12 protein-coding genes are annotated in these 14,722 nt (G+C 67.8%); 4 read left to right on the forward strand and 8 right to left on the reverse strand.

All coding sequences use genetic code 11. The features are described 5' to 3' along the window. Nucleotides 1-73: 73 nt before the first annotated feature. The 3 genes from PSR88_RS15940 to PSR88_RS15950 are packed head-to-tail and all read left to right on the forward strand — an operon-like array spanning nt 74 to nt 3,260. A complete protein-coding gene (locus PSR88_RS15940; RefSeq protein WP_016882076.1) occupies nt 74-1,333 on the forward strand; it encodes an acyl-CoA dehydrogenase family protein in 1,260 nt (419 codons plus the stop codon). Next, the gene (locus PSR88_RS15945; RefSeq protein ID WP_011595757.1) at nt 1,330-2,094 is read left to right on the forward strand and encodes an SDR family oxidoreductase; all 765 of its coding nucleotides are present in this window, start codon (nt 1,330-1,332) and stop codon (nt 2,092-2,094) included. The genes PSR88_RS15940 and PSR88_RS15945 overlap by 4 nt, the downstream gene beginning before the upstream one ends. After that, on the forward strand, nt 2,091-3,260 hold the full coding sequence (locus PSR88_RS15950) for a phosphotransferase family protein (protein WP_011595758.1): 1,170 nt from the start codon (nt 2,091-2,093) through the stop codon (nt 3,258-3,260). Before PSR88_RS15945 ends, PSR88_RS15950 begins: the two co-directional genes overlap by 4 nt. 190 nt (nt 3,261-3,450) lie before the next feature. On the opposite strand, the gene PSR88_RS15955 is transcribed toward PSR88_RS15950, so the two are convergent. The 8 genes from PSR88_RS15955 to PSR88_RS15990 all read right to left on the reverse strand — a co-directional run bounded on the left by PSR88_RS15955 (nt 3,451) and on the right by PSR88_RS15990 (nt 13,211). Next, nucleotides 3,451-4,059 (reverse strand): TetR/AcrR family transcriptional regulator, encoded by a 609-nt coding sequence (locus PSR88_RS15955; RefSeq protein ID WP_011595759.1) that lies wholly within the window; start codon nt 4,057-4,059, stop codon nt 3,451-3,453. A 371-nt stretch (nt 4,060-4,430) separates the two neighbouring features. Continuing rightward, complete coding sequence (locus PSR88_RS15960) at nt 4,431-5,540, reverse strand: saccharopine dehydrogenase family protein (RefSeq protein WP_016882075.1); 1,110 nt, start codon at nt 5,538-5,540, stop codon at nt 4,431-4,433. Between the two features lie 236 nt (nt 5,541-5,776). Beyond that, on the reverse strand, nt 5,777-7,150 hold the full coding sequence (locus PSR88_RS15965; protein WP_029539006.1) for a YhgE/Pip domain-containing protein: 1,374 nt from the start codon (nt 7,148-7,150) through the stop codon (nt 5,777-5,779). Nucleotides 7,151-7,638: 488 nt separating this feature from the next. After that, nucleotides 7,639-8,592 carry an alpha/beta hydrolase gene (locus PSR88_RS15970; protein ID WP_011595762.1) on the reverse strand — a complete coding sequence of 318 codons (954 nt, stop codon included), beginning with the start codon at nt 8,590-8,592 and terminating at the stop codon, nt 7,639-7,641. Between the two features lie 212 nt (nt 8,593-8,804). Further along, a complete protein-coding gene (locus PSR88_RS15975) occupies nt 8,805-9,776 on the reverse strand; it encodes an NAD(P)H-quinone oxidoreductase (RefSeq protein ID WP_037196781.1) in 972 nt (323 codons plus the stop codon). 197 nt (nt 9,777-9,973) lie between these two features. Next, nucleotides 9,974-11,566 (reverse strand): succinic semialdehyde dehydrogenase, encoded by a 1,593-nt coding sequence (locus tag PSR88_RS15980; protein WP_342338264.1) that lies wholly within the window; start codon nt 11,564-11,566, stop codon nt 9,974-9,976. 50 nt (nt 11,567-11,616) lie between these two features. Continuing rightward, the gene (locus tag PSR88_RS15985; RefSeq protein ID WP_016882071.1) at nt 11,617-12,531 is read right to left on the reverse strand and encodes an acetoacetate decarboxylase family protein; all 915 of its coding nucleotides are present in this window, start codon (nt 12,529-12,531) and stop codon (nt 11,617-11,619) included. Between the two features lie 68 nt (nt 12,532-12,599). After that, nucleotides 12,600-13,211 (reverse strand): TetR/AcrR family transcriptional regulator, encoded by a 612-nt coding sequence (locus PSR88_RS15990; RefSeq protein ID WP_016882070.1) that lies wholly within the window; start codon nt 13,209-13,211, stop codon nt 12,600-12,602. A 107-nt stretch (nt 13,212-13,318) separates the two neighbouring features. Between PSR88_RS15990 and PSR88_RS15995 the strand changes: the two genes are divergently transcribed. Continuing rightward, nucleotides 13,319-14,596 (forward strand): NADH:flavin oxidoreductase/NADH oxidase family protein, encoded by a 1,278-nt coding sequence (locus PSR88_RS15995; protein WP_016882069.1) that lies wholly within the window; start codon nt 13,319-13,321, stop codon nt 14,594-14,596. Nucleotides 14,597-14,722 lie beyond the last annotated feature (126 nt).

The following is a 14,722-nucleotide window of genomic DNA, read 5'->3' on the forward strand; positions in this document are numbered from 1 at the left end:
CGTTGGCGTGATCAGTCAAATTGTTGGCGCGATTCGTCAAGTTCGATGGACGGCGCGTCCATACGTTGGGGCCATGGATTTCACACCTTCGGCACGCGCCCAGGAGCTGACCGAGGCGGTCTCCGGGTTCATTGCCGAGCACATCGCCCCGATCGAGCACGAGTATCACCAGGAGGTCGCGCAGCTGCGGGCCGGCGGTGGCGACCCATGGATCCCGTTGCCGATTGTGGCGGAGTTGCGGTCGCGGGCCCGGGCGGCGGGATTGTGGAACTTGTTTCTTCCCGCGGGGCATGAGCGGGACTATGCCGAGCGGTACGGCACCTGCGGTGGAACCGGCCTGAGCAACGTCGACTACGCGCCGGTGGCCGAGACGATGGGCCGCTCGTTCCTGGCGCCGTACGTCTTCAACTCCAACGCGCCGGATACCGGCAACGCCGAGGTACTGCTCAAATACGGATCCACTGAGCAGCAAGCGCGGTGGCTCGATCCCCTGCTCGCGGGAGAGATCCGCAGTGCGTTCTGCATGACCGAGCCGGGTGTTGCCTCGTCGGATGCGACGAACATGGAGCTTTCGGCGGTCGTCGACGGCGACGAGGTCGTCTTGAACGGCCGTAAGTGGTGGTCGACGGGTGTCGGTCATCCGGACTGTCAGATCTTGCTGGTGATGGGGGTGACTGCGCCCGAAGCCGACCGCCACCGCCGCCACTCGATGGTCCTGGTGCCGGTCGCAACGCCCGGCGTGAAGGTGGAGCGCCTGTTGGACACCATGGGCTTTCAGGATGAGCCCTACGGACACGGGGAGGTCAGCTTCACCGACGTCCGGGTGCCGGTCGAGAACATCATCGCCGGGCCGGGGCGCGCTTTCGAGATCGCCCAGGGGCGACTGGGTCCGGGACGGGTGCATCACTGCATGCGCCTGATCGGTTTGGCTGAGCATGCACTCGAGCTCGCATGTCGCCGTGGATTGGAGCGCACCGCGTTCGGAAAGCCACTGGCGAGCTTGGGTGGCAACCGCGAGCGCATCGCCCAGGCCCGGATCGCGATCGACTCGGCACGCCTGCTGGTGCTGCACGCCGCGTGGAAACTCGACCGAGGCGGGGCACTGCACGCGCTGTCGGAGGTCTCCCAGATCAAGGTGGCGGTGCCGAACATGGCCCAGCAGGTCATCGACTTCGCCATTCAACTGCACGGCGGCGCCGGTCTGAGCAGCGACTTTCCGCTGGCTGGCGCCTGGACCGCCGCCCGAGCGGTCCGGCTCGCCGACGGCCCCGACGAGGTGCACCTGGGCATGGTGGCGCGAGTCGAGCTCGGCAAGTACGGGGCCCGCCGATGAGGGCGGGGCAGCAGCGGCGCGGTTCGATCGTCATCACCGGCGCCAGTTCAGGTTTGGGGGCGGAGATGGCCCGCCAGTTCGCCGCCCTCGGCTACGACCTCGGGTTGGCGGCGCGGCGGGTGGAACGACTCGCCGAACTTCGTCAGGAGATTCTCGCCGCCCATCCCGATCGTCGAGTCGAGGTTGCCGCGCTCGATGTCACCGATGGTGACGCGGTGCATACCGTCGTGGCCGAGCTCGATCGGCGCCTCGGCGGTATCGACCGACTGATCGCGAACGCCGGCAGCGGCACGGGGGCCGCGCTCGGCACCGGCGGCTGGAACGCCAACAAGATCACGGCCGAGACCAACTTCGTCGGAGTACTGGCTCAGGCCGACGCCGCTATGGAGGTCTTCCGGAGGCAAGGGCGTGGACACCTGGTACTGATCTCATCGATGTCGGCGGTTCGAGGTATGCGCCGGGCAATGACCACCTACGCCGCCAGTAAGGCTGGCGTCGCCGTGGCTGCCGAGGGGCTGCGCGCCGAAGGACTCAGCGGCATCGACATTTCGGTCATCTACCCCGGCTACATCGCCTCGGAGATGAACGCACATGTCCGCGACCGCACCCCGTTCCTGGTTGACACGGCCACCGGCGTCCAGGCGATGGTCACCGCGATCGAGAAGCGCCGCAAGAAGGCTTACGTACCGGTCTGGCCGTGGGTTCTCGTGGGTGCCGCGATGCGGTTCCTGCCGCTCGCGGTGGTCAGGAAACTGTCATGAGCAGGCGCGCCCGCGGGCACACGCAGCACCACCGCCGACCCGAGGCCGCCGGCGAGGTTCGCCGCGAGGATGCTTTCGACGTCGACGCCCTCGCCGGTTGGCTGCCCGAGCATGTCGGCCCGCAGTGGGCGCCGGAACTGTCGGGCACCCCGCGGGTCACGCAGTTCTCCGGGGGAGCCTCGAACCTCACGTATCTGCTGAGGTTTCCGTCAGGACGAGAGGTGATCCTGCGGCGCCCGCCTGCGGGAACTAAATCCGACGGGGCCCACGATATGGGGCGGGAGTACCGGCTGCAGACCGCACTGCGTCCACATTTCCCGCTCGCTCCGGAAACTATCGCTCTGTGCGAGGACTCGGGCGTGATCGGGAGCCCGTTCTACCTCATGGAGCGCGTCGATGGGCCGATTCCCCGCAGGCATCTTCCCCGAGAAAACGCGGAGGCACCGGAGCAGGTGAGCAGGCTGTGTCACCGGGTGGTCGACGTGCTCGTCGATCTGCACTGTGTTCCGATCGAGGGGACCGAACTCGCGGCACTGGGCAAGGGGGATGGCTATGTGAGTCGGCAGGTCGAGGGCTGGGCCAAGCGCTACACCGCGGCCCGCACCCGCAACGTCGGGTCCTTCGCCCGGGTCATCGACTGGCTGCGGGTGAACCAACCCGCCGACCGTGCCGCGGTACTGATCCACAACGACTTCCGACTCGACAACATCGTCCTCGACCCGGCGGACCCCACCGTCCCGGTCGCGTTGCTGGACTGGGAAATGGCCACCATTGGTGACCCACTTATGGACCTGGGAAGCGCGTTGGCGTACTGGGTCCAAGCCGACGACGGCTGGCTGTTCCGGCAGTTCCGCCGCCAACCCACCCATGTTCCCGGCATGCTCACCCGACGCGAGGTCGTCGCCCACTACGCCGAACGGACGCGAATCGACGTCACCGAGGAACAATGGGCGTTCTACGAGGTCTTCGGCCTATTTCGACTTGCCGGAATCTGTCAGCAGATCTACTACCGCTACTACCACCGTCAGACCACCAACGCCGCCTTCCGGACCTTCGGGATCGCCGTCGTCGCCCTCGAACTGCGCTGCCGCCGAATCATCCGCGAGATCGAACGCCGCCGTCGAGCCGGAACCGCTGCACGGCGCATCGGGTTGGAGCGGTCGTGAGCGCGCCGCGATCCCCCGGCCGAGTGCCTATCCCACACACAGATGGTCGTCGCAGTACCGCGGCCCGTCGGCCAGGTCGGCATCGCCGAGGCGTCCGACCGAATGCAAACAGATCAACGTCCGGTATGCCCTCACAGAGTTGACTGCCCCGACTGATCGTCGCCTCAATTCGGCAAATGAACAGGTGGTGTCAGGGCTGTGCGGCGGGCGGGGCTGCGAACGAGCCCGACGCCCCGAGGATCGCGTGGACCGCGGCGCGGACTCGCTCGGCGACGGCCCCGGTGGAGATGGCATCGAACTTGCCGTCGAGGTGCAAGAACGCCAGACCATGCACCAGCGCCCACACCGCATCAGCCATCGCATCCGGGGCGGCAGTGGGAAATGTCTGCTGCACAATAGATTTGACGTACTCGTGAATCGCCGTTGTCGCGGCTACCCGTTCAGGGTTGGTCGGGTCGCACGGTTCGGCGAACATGACACGGAACAGTCCGGGGCGTGCGAGCGCGAACTGGACGTAGGCGATGGCGATCGCGGCGAGGTCGTCTGCGGTGGTCGGGGCGGGATGGGCTGCGGTCAGCCGGCCGGCCAGGTCTTGGTAGCCCACCGCGGCGACGGCGGACAGCAGCGCATCGCGGTCGGAGAAATGCCGGTAGGGCGCGGCCGTGGACACGCCGGCGCGTCGAGCGGCGGCGCGGAGCGAGAGTTCGGCGGCTCCGTCTTCCTCGAGGAGTTCCACCGCCGCGCGCACCAGCGCGTTGCGCAGATCGCCGTGGTGATACGGCTGGGTCGTCGTTGCCATAATCTCAATTTAGCAAGTGTTGACAACGCTTACATACCCGCCTGGTGTTAGTGACGCAACGCATGGTGTGATCATCGTCAGCAGGGCGCTGGCAGGTAGCGTGTCCTCGAGGCGCGGCACAGGCACGCGGCGCCGTGATCGCGGTGGACGGTGTCGTGACCGCGGCGGCATCTGTCGGAGCGGGCGCGCCGGGCAGAATCCACCGATGAGCGGCCCCAGCGCTCACGCAGGATCCGGTGCCAAGGTCCGAAGCCGATGCCGGTGACCTGCATCCCTCTCTCCTGCGCCGCGTACTCAGCTTCGCGCGCCAAGTCCTTCCGGACGACAACATTGTCTATCTCGTATCGGCGAGTAGGGCCGAGGCCGTCCAGTCAGATGCGCGCGAGGCCGACCTCGGCGCAGGCGGCGGGGAACTCGTCAGCGCCGAGTCCGTCGATCGGGCCGACGACACCGGGGGTTCGTCCCAGACCTAGAGCCAGGCGGTGTGCTGCCATTGCCATGAGTTCGGCTGTGACCGTGTACGGGGATGGGCCTTCCACCTCCACTTCGGCCAGGACCTTCCCGGACGACGCACGGGCGACTGCGACCGCGAGTCCCCGGGTCTTGGCGCGCTCTGCCGCGTCTGGACCGCCGGCCGGGCCGGCCATCCGTGCAAAGGCACCGTCGAGCACGCGGCGTCCGAGGGCGGTGCGGGACAGGGTGGTCGCCAGGAGCGAGGCGGCCTGCATGGGTCGCGCGAGCTCGGGGAACCATCCGTTGAACACCCGCACCTGGCGAAGCCCCGGGTACCGGGCCGGCAGCTGCAGCACCTCGGTGCCGGATGCGAGGATTGCGTTCCGCGTGGCACCGCGCACCGTGAAGCGCCTGACGTCCTGGGCGGCGCGCCGGTCTGCCAGTGCCCCGTCCCGGTACATGGTGACCGGGAGGGTCATCCCCTCTGCGACCGTCTTCCGGGTTCCCTGGCTCAACCCCTTCCACAGAGGTCCGGTTGCGAAGTAGCCGATGTCGAGGGACCACGTTGCCGCGCCGCCTTGCTCGGCGGCGAGCGCACCGGCGAGCACCCCGGGAACGTAGTCGTAGCCGAACGCGGGAAGCATTACCGATCCGGTCTCGCGGGCACGGGCGTCGTGGCGGCGGTGGAGTTCGCGCACGAACCCGATCTCGCCGGTGGAGTCGACGTAATGCGCGCCGGATCGGGCGGCAGCTTCGGCCGCGACCCATCCCACCCGCTCGAACGGTCCGACACCGGTTACCAGCACCTCGCCCGGCTCGATCAGTGCCTGCACGCTGGCGGGGTCGGAGACGTCGGCGACCCGGTACTCGAGGCCGCCGTGCGCGGCCGCCAAGTGTGCGAGCTTGTGTTCCGATCTGGCGGCGAGCACCGGTCGCAGGCCTCGCCGCACGAGCGCCTCGACGGCCAGGCCACCGGCGTATCCGGTGGCCCCGAAGACGACGATCCGGGTTGGCGCGTTCTCTGTCATGGTGGAGTCTCCTTCGAGTTCGGGTCGGTGTGCCTGGCCGTGCTGGGGTTGGTACCTCGGGCGGCCCGGTGTTCGGTGTTCAGCTCAGCGAGCCGAATTCGGTCCGGTCCAGGCGTCCGCGGTGATCCGCAATCGTGCGGCCCCGGCGGCGGTACGGACGACCGCCAGTCGGCGCTCCCCGGGCGGCGGTCCCCTTTCCTACCGGCGCAGGTAATACCGGTGATTGCCGGCGGCTCTCAGGCGGTGAACTGGTGCACCTCTGTGCGCTGAGCCTTGTCGACGCTGCGAGACGCACCGTCGTCTGGAAGCCGGGTGAAGGCTGGGAAGCGGTCGAAGACGCGGGTCGCTATCAGCCCGGTCGCGATGCTGATCGCGGCAAGCACCAGTAGGTACCACCAGGCGGGCTCCATTCCTGAGCCAGGCGTCGAGTCGAAGTAGAGGATCGAGCGCAGTCCGTTGACTACTGCACGCATCGGCTCGAATGGGGCGATCGCACGGAAGAAGTCCGGGGTGGCTTGCAGTGGGATGGCCCCACCCGACGACGTCATCGCCAATGCCACGAAGAAGAAGGTGTTGACGAGCGGACCGAAGGATCCGAACAGAGCGAAAACGGTCAGCCCACCGACGCCGACCGCGGCGACGGTAGCGGTCGCGAAGAGCCATAGTGTGAGCGGTGAGACCAGCGGCATACCGAGCCACGGCCCGGCGACGAGGAGGATCGCGGCCGTCGTTGGTGGAGTGGCAGCCAGCATCACGAGCCACTTGAGGATCAAGGTGCGGGTACGGGAAAGATGGCGGTACGGGTTGCGACGGACACGGGGGCCTGTCTCCTGAGGGATGAACCCGATCACGGTGTCAATGAGTGGATGTACCGCGGAGGCGCCGATGAATGCCACGATGATCAGGACGATTGCCAGGTAGAAGACGCTGGTGCCTAGGCCGGTGTGGGAGGGCAGCGGATCGAGTGGTGCGATGGCAATGGCGAACGGAGTCGCCAGGGCGGTGGCGGTGGCGGTGTCAACAGGTGCTCCACCAGTGGCCATGAGCTGCCGGCCGAGTGCAGTGCGTACCCCCTCGACAACCGGGCCGACGTTACCGGTGAACAGGCCGGCGGTCATCGCACCGGACCGGGACGTGGTGTCCAACTGGACAACCGGATGCGTCGGCGCACCCGGGCCGGGACGGGTCAGCGCGCCCACCTGGGCATTGAAGTCATTCGGGATTCGGATGATGCCGACGATGTGCCCGTTTCGCATCTGGTGGTCGGCTTCGTCGGTGGACATCGCCATCAGCGTGATCTTGTTGTCGTCGACGTGTTGCTCGATGCCGTCGGCCACAGCGTCGGCGGGGCTGGCGGCTCCGAGTTGCACGGTCTGCGGCTCCACGACCAGCGCTACGGGAAGGTCCTTCAGGTCACCCTGCGGGTCGATGGTGCCGCCGAGGTAGACGGCGGGGAGCGTGAGCCCGAGGAGGATCAGGATCGTTACGGACGCTATCCAGGTACGCGGGTGCCAAAGGAATCGCCGCGTGACGGGTTCGGCGACTACCGAGGGAGATACTTCGGGCACTGCGTGTTTCGTGGTCCGGGCTGCTGGGCTGGGTTCGCTCACTGCGCGACTCCTCGGTCATTCGTTGAGTAGGTGGTGACGCTGAATGGGATCGGACGCCGCGTTGCGCGCGCCGAAGCCGGTCGAAGTTGTGCATAGGGCGACTTCCGACGCCTACGAGGTATGCGGCTGACTGATCTGTGCCCGGATCAGGTCTTTCGAGGAGGACGGCGGCACTGAAGTCGAGCTGTGCGGTCGGTGGGTTTCCTTGCACGGTGGTGGTGGTGTGTCTGTGGCGCACATTCGACCGGTCGGGTGCGGCGTGACCGCGGAACCTCGCCTTGACGCCGTGTGCCGCGGACGGGTTATCCGGGCGAGCTGGGTACAGGGCCGCACGAGATTGTCCGGTGTGGCGGTCATTTCGGCCCCGGACGTACGAGGTGGACGCGGGACTCCGCGTGACTGTCGATGCGGATCGGTGAAACAGCGGATGCCGCGGTGCAGCGGTCCGGTGGTCGCTCGACAGACGCCGAGCGACCACCGGTAACCGATCAGTGCAGGGCGGTTCGGAGAGTGTCCTGCGCCAGCTTGATGGCGGCGGCCGCACCCTGGGTCGAGCGAAGCGCGTTGAGCATCATGAAGTCGTGGATGACGCCACCGACACGAACGTGGGTGACGGGGACCTCGGCCTCGCGGAGCTTGGCGGCGTAGGCCTCACCTTCGTCGCGAAGCACGTCGGCCTCGGCGGTGATCACCAGGGCTGGGGGCAATCCGCGCAGTTGGTCGACGGTCGCGCGCAGCGGAGAGGCGTAGATTTCGGCACGCTGGGACTCGTTGCTGGTGTACTGGTCCCAGAACCACTGCATGCCTTCGCGAGCGAGGAAGTAGTGCTCGGCGAACTGGTGGTACGAGGGGGTGTCGAATGCACCGTTGGTCACCGGGTAGAGCAGCACCTGCTGCGTGATGTGCACATCGCCGCGATCCTTGGCCATCAGAGTCAGGACGGCGCTCATGTTGCCGCCCACCGAGTCGCCGGCGACCGCGAACCGGGTGGCATCGAGCCCCTTCTCGGCGCCGTGCGCGAACACCCACTGGGCGGCGGCGTAGTTCTGCTCGATCGCCGTCGGGTACTTCGCTTCCGGGGACAGGTCGTAGTCGGGGAACACCACCGCGGCGTCGGCGCCGACGGCGAGCTCACGGACCAGTCGGTCGTGGGTGTGCGCGTTGCCGAACACCCAACCGGCCCCGTGGATGAAGAACAGGACCGGAAGGGTGCCGGTGGCGCCTGCCGGTTTCACGATGCGCACCTTCACCGATCCGGTCGGACCGCCCTCGACGGTGATCCACTCTTCGTCGATCGCCGGTTTGTCGATCTCCCCGGACTGGACCTCGTCGACCGTTTTGCGCCCCTCGGCCGGTGGAAGCTGGAACAGGAACGGGGGCGTGTCGGTCGCCTTCGCGAATTCGGCGGCCTCGGGCTCGAGGACGGGCTTGATGTCGGTCATGTCACTCTCCTGTCGCGGGTTCCGGCGCTGCGGGGTGCACTGCCGGTATGCGAATCACCGTGGGGCACGGCCCCATCGTCGGTGCTACCTGTTTCGGCTCGACCAGTAAATTCTGGGCAAGCCGGGATGGTTCCTGCCTCCTTTCTTCGCGAGAAGTCCTGTGCCGTCGGTGGTCGGTACATCCTGCCGTCGACGGCACCAGTTCGTGGGGGTCAGGATTGGGTGGGAAGCAGTAGCACCTTGCCGACCGAGTCCTTCGAATCGAGCATCGCCTGTCCTCGTTCGGCGTCGGCCAGTGGCAGCTTGGCCGAGATGACCGGCCGCACGAGCCCCTGGGTGACCAGTGGCCACTCCTTCTCGGCCACCGCGGCGACGATCTCGGCCTTGGAGCCGGGACCGGTCAGCGGCCGGTTCCGGACGTTGAGGCCGATCACCCGGGCGCGCTTGCCGATGAGTGCTCCGACGTTCAGTTCGCCGGTGAGGCCGCCCTGCATGCCGATGATCACCAGTCGTCCGCCGATCGCGAGCGCATCGACGTTGCCGGGTACGTACTGGCCGCCCATGATGTCGAGGATGACGTCGACCTGTCCGGCGAGCTCGGAGGCGAAGTTCTGCTCGCGGTAGTTGATCACGATGTCGGCTCCGAGCTCGCGGCAGCGCTGCGCTTTGGCCTCCGAGCCGACGGTCACCGCCACCGTGGCGCCGAGTGCCTTGCCGACTTGGATGGCGTGGGTGCCGATGCCGCTGCCGCCGCCGTGCACCAGCAATGTTTCCCCGGCCTTCAGGCCGGCGTCCATGACGATGGTCGACCACACGGTGCTCGCCACCTCGGGCAGCGCGGCCGCGTCGACGAGGGAGAGCCCGTCCGGGATCGGCAACAGCTGGGCCGCCGGGACGACGACGTACTCGGCGTATGCTCCGCCCGCGATGAGAGCGCACACCTCATCGCCCGGCCGAAACCCGTCGACTCCCGCGCCGACCGCGACGACGGTCCCGGAGGCCTCCATGCCCATGATGTCGGTGATTCCGGGCGGCGGCGGGTAAAGGCCCTGGCGCTGCATCAGGTCGGCGCGGTTGATGCCGGCTGCGGCGACCTCGAGCAGGACCTCGCCGGCGGCGGGGGTCGGTGTGGAGACCTGCTCGATGTTCATGTTCTTGTCATTGTCGACGACGATGGCCCGCATGGTGTCGGGAACGGTGTCGGGGGTGGTCATGTCAGTGCCTTCCGTGCAACCGCGGCGGCAAGGCCGGGGAGGCCGGGCGCGCTGCGACTGCGATGAATAGTTGGGTCGTCCGATGACCGGCGGATCCCGATGTGCGGCAACAGGATGCGTCTTGGTCCGGATCGCGGGTTCTGAGGGATGAGGGATGCGGAGACCGGTCAGCGGGCGCCGATCAGCTTCCAGACGCGCAGTACCGCGCTCAGCGCCGGCGCCCATGTGGTCCACGGGATGCGTGCGGGCGGGGTGAAGCCGAGGGCGCGTTGATGGGCGACGGTCTGCGGTTCGGTGTATTTGAGGATGCCGTCCTTGCCGTGGCGGCGTCCCACGCCCGAGTCACCCATTCCGCCCATCGGAGAGTCGATGCTGCCCCACGCCGCCGCGAACGCCTCGTTGACGTTGACGGTGCCGGCGTGCACCCGGGCAGCCACCGCACGTCCGTGGGCGCCGTTGCGGCTCCACACGCTGGCGTTCAGCCCGTATGAGGTGGCGTTCGCCTGCGCGATGCCCTCCTCGACGTCGGCGAAGCCGTAGATCGAGACCACTGGACCGAAGGTCTCGTGCGCGTGGAGGGTCATCTCGGGGGTGACGTCGGTGAGGATGGTCGGCTCGTAGAACAGCGGACCGAGATCGGGGCGGGCGTGCCCGCCTGCCAGCACTGTGGCGCCCTTGCCGACGGCGTCGGCAACGTGCGTGGTGACGGTGTCCAGCTGGGACGCAGTGGTGAGGCTTCCGACGTCGGTGCTGTAGTCGTAGGCCGCGCCGAGCTTCAGTTTCTTCGTCCGCTCCACGAACTTGGTCACGAACTCCTCGCGCACCGATTCGGCGACGTAGATGCGCTCGATCGAGACGCACAGTTGCCCGGCCGACGGGAACGCGGCGGCGACGGCGCCGTCGGCGGCACGATCGAGGTCGGCATCGTCGAGCACCAGCATCGGGTTCTTGCCGCCCAGCTCCAACGAGGCTCCGATCAGACGTTCGCCGGCGTCGCGGGCGATCTGGCGGCCGGTGGCGGTGGACCCGGTGAACATCACGTAGTCGGCGTTATTCATCAGCGGCTCGCCTATCGAGCTGCCACGGCCGACCACCATCTGCCACACGTCGGCGGGAAGCCCCGCCTCGTACATCAGATCCATGGCCCACAACGCGGTGAGCGCGGTCTGGGTGTCGGGCTTCTGTACCACGGCGTTACCGGCCAGCAGGGCGGGAATCGCATCGCCGGCGGCCATCGACAGGGGGTAGTTCCACGGCGAAATGATCGCGACCACGCCCTTGGGATGGTGCAGTTCGGTGGTATGGGTCAGGATCGGGATCGCTCCGCGCCGGCGCTGGGGGGCCAGCAGCTTTTCGGCGCTGCGCGCGTAGTACCGGGAGGTGATGGCGGTGTCGGTGATCTCCAGGAACGCGTCGCGACGGGTCTTGCCGTTCTCCGCCTGCATCAGGTCCAGGCCTTCGTTCTGGCGTGCGAGGACCAGGTCGTGGAACCGCAGCAGCACCTTGCGGCGCTCACCGATCGGGGTGGCTGCCCATGTGGCCTGGGCGCGACGAGCCCGGACGAACGCTTCCTCGACGTCGCCCGGGGTGGAGACCGGGAATTCGGCGAGTGGCCCGCCGGTGTAGGGGGCGGCGGTGGCGACGCGGGCGGCGTCAGCACTGGCGGCGACCCGACCGGTCAGACGCTCCCGCAGCTGGGCGGTCAGCGAGGACGGGAGGCCGGCGGTCGTCGTAGCTTTTTCGGGGGTGTAGATGGACATGGTGGGGACTCCGTTGAGGGTGTCGGATGTCGGCGTGGAGGCGTGGCCGATTACCGGCTGCGGACCGAGAACGGAACCGGCATGTGCAGCGCGGCCTGTGCTTCGGTGCTGACGTCGAACGCGATGGTGCGGATCGGCTTGAGTGCGCGCAGGTCGTCGGCCATGCGTCCCGCGCCGAGAGTGAGGTCTACCCCGCGCGGGAACATCGAGGTTCCGCTGGCCAGCACGTTGGTCTGGTTCAGGGTGGAGTACCAGGCGTCGTCGACCTTCGTGTAGGAGGTCAGGGTGGATACCTTCTCGCCGCTCCGGGTGCGCTTCTGAGTCGGTGTCGGGGCGGAGAAGGCGAGGTCGACGCCGCCGTCGGCGTTGGCGACGCGCGCGGCGGTCCGGCGGTCGTCGATGTTCACGTCCAGCTCGGTGACCCATTTCGGGAAGCCGTAGCCGTGGCGGCCACGCACCTGGGCGATGTCGGTGTTCACCGGCAGCGAGAGCACGTACGAGTGGAGGTGGTCGTTCGCCAGCGCGGACGCGACGTCTGCAACGGGAATTTTGCCGTGACGGGCGGGGCGCACCGCAACCCCCACCGCAGCCTCGGTGTAGAAGTCGATGTCGCAGACGTCGTAGCGGAAGAACATCACCGACACCAGGCCGAGACCGGGAGCGATCTCCAGTGGGGCGAGCTCACCCGGGATCCGGTTCCGGATCGCCTTGCTGGGCGCGATCATGGTCAGACGTGCCGACGACATCGCGTAGTAGAAGTTCGGAGTCAAGGTGGGCCCGATCCGGGACTCGACCCGGGTCTTGGGAAGGGTCCGGAAGAAGTCGACTCCACTGACCCGCGGATCGCGCGCCACCTCGTCCAGGTCGGTGTCCATCCGGAAGCGCTCGAACAGGCCGCCGGCGGGGACTGTGACGGTATGTCCACCCAGGTCGACCTCGATGGTGTTCTGCTTTGTTGAAGTCATGTGTCGGCCCTTCGCCATCGGTATGTGTGCACTGCTTACATGATGCTAGACCGATGATGTAAGCAATGTCAACACCTCGTGGGTTCTTGGGGTTGGGGTGAGCGTTCTCGATGCGGGCCGAGCGTGGCGTGCACGACCCCACGAATCCGGGCCCTGAGATCGGGGGTCGAGCTACCGGCGTACTTGCCGTCCAGGTGCAGGAACGCCAGGCCGTGCACCAGCGCCCAGACTGCGGTGGCCATCGCCGCGGGGTCGGCGGACGGGATGGCGCGCTGCACCAGCGTCTGCAGGTAGCCCTCGATCTCGTCGGCGGCGCCTTGCCGCTCGGCGTCCGCCGGATGGCACGGTTCGGCGAACATCACCCGAAACAACGCCGGCCTGGCAAGCGCGAACTGCACATATGCCACCGCGATGTCGGCAAGGTCGCCCGGGGCCTCGGGCGCCGGGTGCGCCCCCTCCAGGGTGGTGACGAGTTCCCGGTAACCCACGGCGGCCACTGCGGATAGCAGTGAGGTGCGGTCGCTGAAGTGGCGGTACGGAGCCGCCGCCGAGACGCCTGCGCGGCGTGCGGCCGCGCGCAGCGACAGGCCCGACGCGCCACCGTCTTCATCGAGCAGTTCGATGGCGGCACGCACGAGCGCATCGGGTAGGTCGCCGCGGTGATAGGGCGTGACAGTCATGTACTCAACCTCCTCGGTTGTTGACGCCGCTTACATTCCAGCTTAGTGTAAGCGGCGCTTACTTGCTTTCGGGATCGCCCGGAAGCCTTTGACCGAAAGGGTTCGAGGTGTCCAAGGAAATATTCGCCACCGACTTGTTCCAGCCGATCACGTTGCGGTCCGGGCAATTGCTGCCCAACCGGATTGCGAAGGCCGCGATGGAGGAGGGGATGGCCGCCATGGGGCAGCTGCCCACCGAGGGGCTGATCGAGTTGTATCGCCGGTGGGGCGCCGGCGGGGCCGGCGTGCTGATCACGGGGAACGTGATGGTGCACGCGGAGGCGCTCACCGGCCCCGGGGGTGTGGTGCTCGACGAGGATTCGCCGCTGGGACCGTTTGCCGCCTGGGCGAAGGCGGGGAAGGCCGGCGGTGCCGCCATGTGGATGCAGATCAGCCACCCCGGTCGGCAGATCCAGGCGAACATGCCCGGTGTCATCTGGGGGCCGTCCGACAAGGCGGTGGACGTCGGCAAGCACTCGAAGAACTTCGGTCGTCCTACCGCCATGACACCGCAGCAGATCCACGACACCGTGGCCCGCTTCGCGACCACCGCGCGGCGAGCGGAAGCGGCCGGGTTCGACGGTGTCGAGATTCACGCCGCACACGGCTACCTGCTGTCGCAGTTTCTCTCGCCGCTGGTCAACACCCGCACCGACGAGTGGGGTGGTTCGCTCGAGAATCGGGCACGAATGCTCCTCGACATCGTGCGGGAGGTGCGCTCACAGGTCTCGCCCACCTTCGCGGTCGCGGTCAAACTCAACTCTGCCGATTTCCAACGCGGCGGGTTCGACGCCGCCGACGCCCGCACCGTGATCGCCATGCTGGCCCCACTCGGCGTCGACCTGGTCGAGATCTCCGGCGGTAGCTACGAAAGCCCGGCGATGTCCGGGCGCCCGGTGGACGGGCGCACCGCGGCCCGGGAAGCCTACTTCCTGGAACTGGCGGCCGAACTGGCCCAGAACAGCCCCGTACCGCTCATGCTGACCGGGGGAATCACCCGCCGCGAGACCGCGGAGCACGTACTCGCCAACAACGTCGCACTCGTCGGCATCGGCACCGCCCTCGCCGTCACCCCCGATCTGCCGGCGCGCTGGCGCGCGGGAACCGACGCCACTGCGTCGCTCAAGCCGGTCACGTGGAAGGACAAGCCGCTCGCGTCCCTCGCCGGCATGGGCATGGTGCGCTATCAGCTGCGCCGGTTGGCCCGCGGGAAGCAGCCCGCGGTCGGCGTCGGCCCGGCCCGCGCTCTCGTCGCCGATCAGCTGGTCAAACGCCGCGCGCTCCGGCAGTACTCGAAGTGGCTCGCTTCCCAGCCGCGCAGCGAGACCGGCGCCTCCCGCGTGTGATCCCGCGCTTACCTCTCCATCCAGCGCGGCGAACCTTCCACTACTCCGCGCCCTGCCCCTCGCGGCAAAGGCATCCACCTGTTGACGCGCGCACACCACCCGCATAATGTAAGCAGTGTGCACATT

It is taken from the genome of Rhodococcus sp. DK176 (assembly GCF_038447315.2).
GTDB lineage: Bacteria > Actinomycetota > Actinomycetes > Mycobacteriales > Mycobacteriaceae > Rhodococcus_F > Rhodococcus_F jostii_A.